Source organism: Alsobacter soli (assembly GCF_003004785.1).
Lineage (GTDB): Bacteria > Pseudomonadota > Alphaproteobacteria > Rhizobiales > Beijerinckiaceae > Alsobacter > Alsobacter soli.
This window is the reverse complement of record NZ_PVZS01000055.1, coordinates 1-9403: the sequence shown is the minus strand read 5'-3', so window position 1 is coordinate 9403 and position 9403 is coordinate 1. Positions and strand designations below refer to the sequence as shown.

Below are 9403 nucleotides of genomic sequence, written 5' to 3'. Positions count from 1 at the left end.
GCCTCGCAGGAGGACTGAGCCATGCGCGCGCTTTCATGGTCGGCGCTGGCCGGCCTCGCGCTGGCGGCGTGCCTTTCGCCAGCCCTGGCGCAGTCCCCTGCCCTGGCGCCCGACATCCATGCCGAGCTTCTGGTGGGCCAGCACGACAGCGGAGATCCAGGCACGGCCTGGATGGGCGTGAAGGTCGAGTTGGGCGAGGGCTGGAAGACCTATTGGGTCTCCCCGGGGGACAGCGGATTGCCCTCCGAGTTCGACTGGAGCTCCTCGATGAACCTCGCTGGAGCCGAGACGCTTTGGCCGGCGCCCCAGCGGATCGAGGTGCAGGGCGTCGAGACCATCGGCTACAAGCACGAGGTCGTTTTCCCCATCAAGGCCAGGGTGACTGAGCCTACGAAGCCGGCCGCCGTTTCCTTGAAGNTTTGGCCGGCGCCCCAGCGGATCGAGGTGCAGGGCGTCGAGACCATCGGCTACAAGCACGAGGTCGTTTTCCCCATCAAGGCCAGGGTGACTGAGCCTACGAAGCCGGCCGCCGTTTCCTTGAAGCTGGCGCTCTATGCCTGCAGCACGATCTGTGTCCGTCAGGAGCTCGCCCTTGCCGGCGAGATCCCTCCTGCCGGGACCAGCTCGCGCCAGCAATCCGAGATCGACCGTTGGCGCGCGCGGGTCCCTTCCGAAACGGGACCGCTCGCCATTAGCGGCGTCTCGGTCACGGCAGGACCCTCGCCCAAGCTGACCGTGGACCTTCGCTCGGTCGCGCCGCTGGCCCAGCCTGACGTCTTCGTGCGCGCCGATCCCCCGGTCTTCGCGGCGCGCCCCGTCGTGGTTCGTCACAATGACGGCTCGGCCACCCTCACGGCCGCGCTCGACGCCGAAGACGCTCGATCCTTGGACCGCGAGTTGCTGATCGTCACGGTCGTCGACGGGGACCGGTCAGGGGTCGGCTACGCAGGGGCGGCTTCGCCTGCCGGCGGGAGTACGCCCGAGAACGCGAGCGTATCTCAGGCCCAGTCGAGCGCTGCGCGAAGCCTGTTGGCGATGCTCGGCGTGGGGCTGCTGGGCGGGCTGGTGCTCAACCTGATGCCCTGCGTTTTCCCCGTGCTGTCGCNCCCTCGCCCAAGCTGACCGTGGACCTTCGCTCGGTCGCGCCGCTGGCCCAGCCTGACGTCTTCGTGCGCGCCGATCCCCCGGTCTTCGCGGCGCGCCCCGTCGTGGTTCGTTACAATGACGGCTCGGCCACCCTCACGGCCGCGCTCGACGCCGAAGACGTTCGATCGTTGGACCGCGAATCGCTGATCGTCACGGTCGTCGACGGGGACCGGTCAGGGGTCGGCTACGCAGGGGCGGCTTCGCCTGCCGGCGGGAGTACGCCCGAGAACGCGAGCGTATCTCAGGCCCAGTCGAGCGCTGCGCGAAGCCTGTTNACGCCGAAGACGTTCGATCGTTGGACCGCGAATCGCTGATCGTCACGGTCGTCGACGGGGACCGGTCAGGGGTCGGCTACGCAGGAGCGGCTGCGCCTGCCGGCGGGAGTACGCCCGAGAACGCGAGCGTATCTCAGGCCCAATCAGGCGCTGCGCCGAGCCTGTGGGCGATGCTCGGCGTGGGGCTGCTGGGCGGGCTGGTGCTCAACCTGATGCCCTGCGTTTTCCCCGTGCTGTCGCTCAAGCTCCTGGCCTTCGCCAGCCATCCCGGGCGTCCCGGCCGCGTGCGAGCGAGCTTCGCGGCGTCGGCGGCCGGCATGGTGGCGTCTTTCCTGGCGCTCGCCTCCACAATGGTGGCCATAAAGGCTGCTGGGGGCGCCGTCGGCTGGGGCGTCCAGTTCCAGCAGCCGGCTTTCCTGGCGATCATGGCCCTGGTGGTGGCCGGCTTCGCGGCGAGCCTGCTCGGCCTGGTGGAGATCACGCCGCCGGCCTGGCTGATGAACCGGGCGGATCGCGTCGGGCGCGGCGACTCGCTCGCCGCCCACTTCGGCTCGGGCCTGGTCNTCACGCCGCCGGCCTGGCTGATGAACCGGGCGGATCGCGTCGGGCGCGGCGACTCGCTCGCCGCCCACTTCGGCTCGGGACTTGTTGCGACCCTGCTGGCCACGCCGTGCTCGGCGCCCTTCGTCGGGACCGCGGTCGGCTTCGCGCTGTCGCGGGGCCCGGTGGAGATCTTTCTCGTGTTCCTCGCGCTCGGCCTGGGCATGGCGGCGCCCTACCTGCTGATCGCGGCAGTCCCGCAGTTCGCCTCCAGGCTGCCCCGGCCGGGGCGGTGGATGGCGGCGGTCAGGACCGTCATGGGAGCGGCCCTCGTGGGCACGGCCTTGTGGCTGCTCGTCGTTCTGGCGACCGTGTCGGGTCCCTGGCTCGCCGCAGCCCTGGCCGCGCTGATCGGACTGGCGTTCTTCGGACTCGCCTTGAGGCGCGGCCCGCGGCGTCTGGCGGTCGGGCTGGCGCTCGGCGCGGCCGTCGCCCCAATCGGGGTGCTTGCGGCGGCGCATGCAATGGGGTCGGCCGACGGCGCAGACCAGGAGATCGCCTGGCGCCCCTTCGACCCGGCGGCCGTCGCTCCGCTCGTGGCCCAGGGCAAGACGGTGTTCGTCGACGTCACGGCCGCGTGGTGCGTCACCTGCAAGGTCAACAAGGCTGCGGTCATAGACAGGCCCGACGTCGCGAGCCGGCTCAGCCAGGTCGTGCCCGTCCTGGCCGATTGGACCAAACCCGACCCGCGCATCGCCGCCTACCTGCGGAGCTTTGGCCGCTACGGCATCCCCTTCAACGTCGTCTACGGGCCTGGCGCGCCGGCCGGCCTCGTTCTTCCCGAACTCCTGACCAAGGCGGCCGTGCTCGACGCGCTCGCGACTGCGAGCCGCTGCCCTGTCCCCGCGAAACAACAAGTGAGTGAGAACCCCATATGCTGAAAGCCGTCATCTCCGCCCTCGCGCTCGCCGCCACCCTCACCTTCTCCGTCGAGCGCGCCAGCGCCCAGAGCGGCCCTCCCGTCGCCGTGGTGGACGACCACGCGATCTACCATGACCCCGATGCGCCGGAACTCGGCAACCCGAAAGGCGACGTCACCATCGTCGAGTTCTTCGACTACCAGTGCCCGTACTGCCGCAAGCTGCATCCGGACCTGATGCGCCTCGTCCAGGAGGACGGCCGCATCCGGCTGGTTCTCAAGGACTGGCCCATCCTGTCGCCCTTCTCGAAGGTGGCCGCCAAGGTGGCGCTCGCGGCGAAGTACCAGGGCAAGCACGCGGCCGCCCACGCGGCCCTGATGGCGATTCCGGGTCGCCTGGACCAGCAGAAGATCGACGCCGCCGCCGCTTCGGCGGAGCTCGACGCCGCCCGGCTGAACGCGGACGCGCAGGCGCACAAGGACGAGATCGAGGCGCTGCTGGCCCGCACCAACCAGATCGCCGAGTCGATCGACCTGACAGGCACCCCGGCCCTGATTATCGGGCCGTTCCTGGCGCCCGGCGGCATGTCCTATGACAACCTCAAGAAGGCCGTGGCCCAGGCCAGGGCCACCCAGGCGAAACCCAAGGGCTAGCGGACGCAAGCTCGATCCTAAACGGAGGGAGATCGCCATGGGGGCCATCTCGTTCGGTCCGCTCGTGCTCGCGGGCGACCGGCTCGCCGCGGTGACTGGTCTCGCGGGCTTCATGCTCGCGAGCTTCATCCTGTCATCCCGCTTCAGCCGCCGCTTCGACCGGTGGTCAGTGCTGGTGCTGCTCTTCGGCCTCGTGGCCGCCAGGCTCGGCCACGTCGTCGAACACCTCGACACTTTCAGCATGGCCCCGCTTCGGGCGCTCGCTGTCTGGCAGGGCGGCTTCTCCTGGCCGTGGGCCGCTGGCGCAGCGACAATGCTGACGCTGGGGCTTCTGCGTTCAGCGTCGGAGCGCATCTTGGCCGCCCTGGCTCTCGGATCCGGGCTGCTGGTCTGGGCCATCGTGGGTCAACTGGTGGCGGCCGGGGCGGGGCAGCCCCTCCCCGAGTTCGCCCTCAAGTCGCTGGACGGGCCCGAGGTCCGGCTCGAACCGGACGGGCGGCCGACGGTATTGAACTTGTGGGCGTCGTGGTGCCCGCCGTGCCGCCGCGAGATGCCGACGCTGGCCCGCGCGGCGCGAACCGAGAGCGATGCGCGCTTCGTCTTCGTCGATCAGGGCGAGGCCGACGCCGTCGTGCGGAGCTTCCTGAGCGCGAACCAGCTGTCGGGGATCCAGGTGCTGCTGGATCCCACATCTTCCGTCACCGCCCGCTTCAGGGCGCCGGGGCTTCCGGTCACCCTGTTCTTCGGCCGGGACGGCCACCTGCGGGATGCCCATGCGGGCGAGATTTCGCAGGAGGTGCTTGCCGAGAAGCTCGCGCGGGCGGAGGCCGGCTCATGAACCGCGCCTTCTGGATCCTCCTTGCCGCTGGCCAGCTGGTGCTCGGGCCCGGCCCTGCCGGAGCAGCCGAAGCGCCTCTTCCCGCGCCAGCTCCTCGCTTGATCGCGCTCGGACCGGCGAAGCCGCTCAGGGGATGGCTGGATCTTTGCCGAAGAAACCCCGACGCATGCGCCCTGGGGCCCGCCGGGCCGGACATGATCACGCTCGCGCCGGCCTTGTGGACCGTGCTCGTTCAGGTGAACGCAGCGGTGAACCACGAGATCGAACCGGTCACCGACAAGGAGCACTGGGGCATCTCGGAACACTGGGACCTGGCCGAGGACGGCAAAGGCGATTGCGAGGACTACCAGCTACTCAAGCGCAAGCGCCTCATCGACAAGGGTTTCCCGCGACGCGCCCTGCGCATGACGGTCGTCCTGGATGGAAACGACGAAGGCCACGCCGTGCTCGTGGTCAGGACGGACCGGGGGGACTACGTGCTGGACAACGAGACCTCGTCCATCCTGCCGTGGTCTGAAACAGGGTACGCCTACATCAGGCAGGAAGGCTCCTCCGGAACAGGCTGGGTGTCGCTGGGCGGCGTCAACGCCCCTGCGGTGACCGCACGGGCGGCCCAGGAAGGGCGGCGTCCATGAGGTGTGGACCGAGCCTGTCGAGCTTCGGCCGTCTCGGTTTGCCGCCATCTAGGCGATGACCTTCCACAACACAGGAATACATCATGACACGCAGAGAGCTTCTGGCCGTGCTCGCGGCTGCTGTCGCCTTGACCACCTCGAAGGGAAAGGCCCAGGAGGCCTGGTACGCGCTGAAGGGCGACGACGGCCGTCCTGTCGAGAATACGCGCATCCCCGTCGAGATCGCCGTGGAGGCGGAAAGCCTTCCGGGGGCCGTGCGGGTGGGCGGCGCGGCGGCCGACGCGACCGTGATCGAGTTCTTCGACTACAACTGTCCCTATTGCCGCAAGGCCGCGCCGGATTTCGAGGCCATGCTCCGCAGGAACCGGGAGCTCAGGCTCATTCTCGTCCACAACCCGGTCCTGTCGCCCCAATCCAAGGAAGCGGCCAAAGTCGCGCTCGCGGTGCGGCAGGCCAGAGGCGACCAGGTCGCCTACGAGCTTCACCGCCGTCTTTTTCAGCTCAAAGGCAAGGTTGACGGCCAGAGGGCCTTGGCCGCTGCCGGCGAGCTCGGGCTGGACACGGCGCAGACGGCGGCTGCGGCCGCGTCAGACGCAATCCGCGACCAACTGAATGGCCAGATGAAGCTGGCGGCATCCATGGGGTTTTCCGCCACGCCGTCTTTCCTGGTCGCAGGCGCCGGCGTTCTCGGCTACCCAGGACCGAAGGCCATGGCCGGCATCGTCTCTTCAGTCAGGCGATGCGGCGAGATCGCCTGTTGAGGCTCGTCCGCCACGTCATCGGGACGGGGCGGGCCCGGAGGGTGGCGATGACGCCCCAAGCAGGACACCGTTGACCGTCGTGCCGTAGGCGGACATCGGCGTGTCGTGGAACTTCGCCCGTGTCGCCTCCACAGTCTGTGCGAAGCGGGGATCCTGGGGCCGCTCGTGGCCGTCGAGGAAGGCCGCCACGTCCCAGGCCTCCTGGTCGGAGAGCGATCCGCCCTGGCCAAGCGGCATGTTGGACTTGATGAAGGCCGCAGCATTCGAGATCACGGCCATGCCAGCCCCCCAGTTGTAGGAGGCGGGGCCCCACAGGGGCGGGAACACAGTGGCGCTAGCCGACTTCTGGCCCTGGCCTTCCGGCCCGTGGCAGATCGCGCACTTCTGGGCGTAAACCTCGGCGCCCCTGCCGAAATCGAAGCTTTCTGGCTTCTTCAGGGCGGGGTAGCCCTGCCCTGCAAGCTTCACCCCGGTCGGAGCGCCCCTGGCGAGGAAATACGCATAGCTTTCCAGCGCCACGAGCACCGGGTCCCCGAGCGGCGGCGCCTTGCCGTTCATGCTGAAGCGGAAGCAGCCCTGGAGCCGCTCGGCGAAGGTGTTCACGTGCTCGTTTTTGGACCTGTAGGCCGGATAGAGGACATAGGCCGCCCAAAGAGGGGCGGAGTTGGGCAACCTGCCGCGGTCGAGGTGACAATTCGCGCACCTCAGGTCGTTGCCGACGTAACCGGGTGCGTTCGTCTTCGTGTCCTGGAAAATGCTTTCGCCGAAGCGGATCGCCTTGCCGAAATCATCATCGGGAATGGACGTCTCGGGCTGTGGGGTGAAGGCGGCGGGCTGCGCAATCGGAGCTGCCGGCGGTGATTGGGAAGTCTTCGCCTGCTGCGGGGCAGCCGGCGTCTGAGGTGGCGCCTTCGCCTCGACAGCCGTGGCACGGGCAGCGGCCGCCGGCTCTTCGCCGGGGGCTGACCAAGGCAGGGTGCGTCCTACGAGGAATGCGAGTCCGATGAAGACAACCACGGCAGCTTGGGTGGCCGGGTCAAAGGGCGCCTTGCTCATGGCGTAGCTCCTGGGCGCGTCGGCGTGAGCGTCTCGAAAAAGGCGGCGACCTCCTCGATCTGCCGCTCCGTAAGCCGTTTCGCGACGGCGGCCATGAGGCCCATCGGGTCGTTCGCGCGCTCCCCGTTCCGCCAGGCGTTCAACTGGTTGGCGATATAGGTCGCGTTTTGGCCTGCCAGAGCCGGAAAGACGCCGCCCACTCCGGCTCCGGTCGGTCCGTGGCATGAGATGCAGGGCGGGACGCCATTGGACCACTCGCCCAACCGAGCCAACTGTCCACCCGCGCTGACGGACTGCGATGAAGGCTTCGTCTGGGCTCCCGCGGCGGACAGCCCGGCGTAGAAAGCGGCGACAGCCGACCGCTCCTCGGGAGTCAGTGCGCTGGCGATTGGGCCCATGATCTCGTTCTTGCGGCCGCCACTTGCGAAGCTGTCCAGTTGGTGGGTCAAATAGCCTCGATCGAGGCCGGACAGGCGGGGAAAGCCGCTGTCGGGTTGCCCCTCGCCTTGCTGCCCGTGACAGGAGGAGCAGGCCGGAGCTCCGCCGCCGCTACCTCCTTCCGCGATGCTTCGCCCGCCATCTTGGCCGCGCACAGGGGACGTGAGCACGGCGGCCGCGATCAGAGCGGCTGGCAGGAGGCGAGCGAAAGCGCACAGGCCATGAGCTGCGCCGCCGCGCGCCTGCGAGGTTGCTGGAGCCGACATCAATAGCCGCCCGCAAGGCGATCCAAGGCCGTTTCGCATGGCATCACCGCCTCCGCGCAGATGCGCGGCACGAAAGTCTGGCGCTCCATTGTCGTCCCTCCATCCTGCGGGAGCCTGTGTCCGGCCCCTTGTAAGCGATATTAGTTTTATCTAAATAAGCAGCCCATAATCAAGGGGCGCGCGATGGAACGCATCAAACTGGATCTGGGGGAGTTCGAGCGGCAGGCGACCACTGTCGCCGCTCTGCTCAGGGCGCTTGGGAATGAACGCCGCCTGATGATCCTCTGCAAGCTCGTGGAATGGGGCGAGGCGAACGTCGGCACGCTGGCCGAAGCCGTGGGCCTCTCCCAGTCGGCTCTGTCCCAACATCTGGCGAAGATGCGGGACGAAGGCCTTGTGGCGTTCCGCCGGGAGAGCCAGACCATCTGGTACCGGGTTGCCGACCCCCGCATCGAGCAACTCTTCGCCACCCTCTACCGGCTCTACTGCAAGGATGCCCCACGAGGCGACCGAGACTGCGGGTAGAAGAGGAGGCTCGACGTTGGCGTATGCGACTGCAGTTCTGGGCGCGATCTCAGGCGGGCTCGTCGGGCTCGTGCTGGGGCTTGTCGGCGGAGGCGGCTCGATCCTCGCCGTCCCGCTGCTGGTGTATGTGGTGGGCGTTCAGTCGCCGCACGTGGCCATCGGTACGAGCGCCGTTGCCGTTTCAGCAAGCGCGCTGGGCAACCTTGCGGCGCATTGGCGGCTCGGCAACGTCAAGTGGCGCTGCGCCGCGGTGTTCGCCGGAGCAGGCATCCTGGGCGCATTCGCCGGGTCCGCGGTGGCCAAGGCCGTCGACGGCCAGAAGCTGCTGGCCCTTTTCGGGGCCGTGATGATCGTCGTCGGCTTGATCATGCTTCGGAAGCGAAAATCAGGCGGCGACCCTGGCGTTCGCCTGAATGCGGCCACGGCCAGGACGCTGCTGCCAATGCTCCTGGGAGTCGGCTTCGCGGTGGGCCTGTTCTCCGGATTTTTCGGGATCGGCGGAGGCTTCCTGATCGTCCCGGGCTTGATGGTTGCGACGGGAATGCCGCTGGTTTTCGCGATCGGGACCTCGCTCGTCGCTGTCTCCGCTTTCGGCGCGGCCACGGCGGCCAGCTACGCCGTCTCTGGGCTGGTGAATTGGAACCTCGCGCTGCTGTTCGTGGCCGGCGGCCTGCTGGGCGGCCTGGTGGGCAGCCGGGTCGGCAAAGTCATGGCGGGTCGGAAGCAGGCGCTTGGAACTATCTTCGCGACGCTCGTGATNNNGCAGGCGCTTGGAACTATCTTCGCGACGCTCGTGATCGTGGTTGGCGCCTACATCGTGGTCCGCGGCTCGAGCGCGTAGGCCGGTTGAACAGGAGGGAGCACATGACTGCGTCTCGCGCCCCGGCCGGGCGGCCGCTGGTGAAGGCCTTCTTCGAGAAACGCACCTGCAGCGTGCAGTACGTCGTGGCCGATCCGGAAACGGGCGCCGCCGCGATCATTGACCCCGTTCTGGACTTCGACCCCAAGTCGGGCGCAACGGCGACCCACGCGGCGGACGAACTGCTTCGATACGTCCATGACCAGGGATACAGGCTGGCCTGGATCCTCGACACGCACCCGCACGCGGATCACTTCTCCGCGGCGGGCTACCTCAAGGNGAACTGCTTCGATACGTCCATGACCAGGGATACAGGCTGGCCTGGATCCTCGACACGCACCCGCACGCGGATCACTTCTCCGCGGCGGGCTACATCAAGGACAAGACCGGCGCGCCCACAGGGATCGGGGAGCGCGTCATCGACGTTCAGAAGCTCTGGAAGGACATCTACAACCTGCCCGAGTTTCCGGCCGACGGCTCGCAGTGGGACC

10 protein-coding genes and 2 pseudogenes are annotated in these 9403 nt (G+C 68.3%); 10 read left to right on the top strand and 2 right to left on the bottom strand.

The window, feature by feature from the left end:
• Positions 1–21 precede the first annotated feature (21 nt).
• From SLNSH_RS23810 to SLNSH_RS23780, 6 genes are all read left to right on the top strand, one after another.
• Positions 22–1122: a protein-disulfide reductase DsbD domain-containing protein gene (locus tag SLNSH_RS23810; RefSeq protein WP_106340719.1), complete on the top strand. Its 1101-nt coding sequence runs from the start codon at positions 22–24 to the stop codon at positions 1120–1122.
• Positions 1123–1591: 469 nt separating this feature from the next.
• On the top strand, positions 1592–2902 hold the full coding sequence (locus tag SLNSH_RS23800) for a protein-disulfide reductase DsbD family protein (RefSeq protein ID WP_106340715.1): 1311 nt from the start codon (positions 1592–1594) through the stop codon (positions 2900–2902).
• Positions 2896–3534 carry a DsbA family protein gene (locus SLNSH_RS23795; protein ID WP_106340713.1) on the top strand — a complete coding sequence of 213 codons (639 nt, stop codon included), beginning with the start codon at positions 2896–2898 and terminating at the stop codon, positions 3532–3534. The genes SLNSH_RS23800 and SLNSH_RS23795 overlap by 7 nt, the downstream gene beginning before the upstream one ends.
• A 37-nt stretch (positions 3535–3571) precedes the next feature.
• Entirely contained in the window at positions 3572–4372 is an 801-nt protein-coding gene (locus SLNSH_RS23790) for a TlpA disulfide reductase family protein (protein WP_158266881.1), read from the top strand.
• Positions 4369–5007 (top strand): transglutaminase-like cysteine peptidase, encoded by a 639-nt coding sequence (locus SLNSH_RS23785; RefSeq protein WP_106340709.1) that lies wholly within the window; start codon positions 4369–4371, stop codon positions 5005–5007. The genes SLNSH_RS23790 and SLNSH_RS23785 overlap by 4 nt, the downstream gene beginning before the upstream one ends.
• 83 nt (positions 5008–5090) lie before the next feature.
• Positions 5091–5768, top strand: a complete 678-nt coding sequence (locus SLNSH_RS23780; RefSeq protein WP_106340707.1) for a DsbA family protein — start codon at positions 5091–5093, stop codon at positions 5766–5768.
• 15 nt (positions 5769–5783) lie between these two features.
• Here the strand turns inward: SLNSH_RS23780 and SLNSH_RS23775 are convergent, their stop codons facing one another.
• Together SLNSH_RS23775 and SLNSH_RS23770 are read right to left on the bottom strand one after the other, a co-directional pair.
• A complete protein-coding gene (locus SLNSH_RS23775) occupies positions 5784–6824 on the bottom strand; it encodes a c-type cytochrome (protein WP_106340705.1) in 1041 nt (346 codons plus the stop codon).
• Positions 6821–7528 carry a c-type cytochrome gene (locus SLNSH_RS23770; protein ID WP_106340703.1) on the bottom strand — a complete coding sequence of 236 codons (708 nt, stop codon included), beginning with the start codon at positions 7526–7528 and terminating at the stop codon, positions 6821–6823. Before SLNSH_RS23770 ends, SLNSH_RS23775 begins: the two co-directional genes overlap by 4 nt.
• Before the next feature lie 183 nt (positions 7529–7711).
• Here SLNSH_RS23770 and SLNSH_RS23765 point away from each other — a divergent pair, with 183 nt between their 5' ends.
• The 4 genes and pseudogenes from SLNSH_RS23765 to SLNSH_RS25775 all read left to right on the top strand — a co-directional run.
• On the top strand, positions 7712–8053 hold the full coding sequence (locus tag SLNSH_RS23765; RefSeq protein ID WP_106340701.1) for an ArsR/SmtB family transcription factor: 342 nt from the start codon (positions 7712–7714) through the stop codon (positions 8051–8053).
• Complete coding sequence (locus SLNSH_RS23760) at positions 8022–8894, top strand: sulfite exporter TauE/SafE family protein (protein ID WP_106340699.1); 873 nt, start codon at positions 8022–8024, stop codon at positions 8892–8894. The genes SLNSH_RS23765 and SLNSH_RS23760 overlap by 32 nt, the downstream gene beginning before the upstream one ends.
• A gap of 23 nt (positions 8895–8917) precedes the next feature.
• Positions 8918–9190: pseudogene (locus tag SLNSH_RS25780) on the top strand (MBL fold metallo-hydrolase); the annotation flags it as partial.
• A 5-nt stretch (positions 9191–9195) separates the two neighbouring features.
• Positions 9196–9403: pseudogene (locus SLNSH_RS25775) on the top strand (MBL fold metallo-hydrolase); the annotation flags it as partial.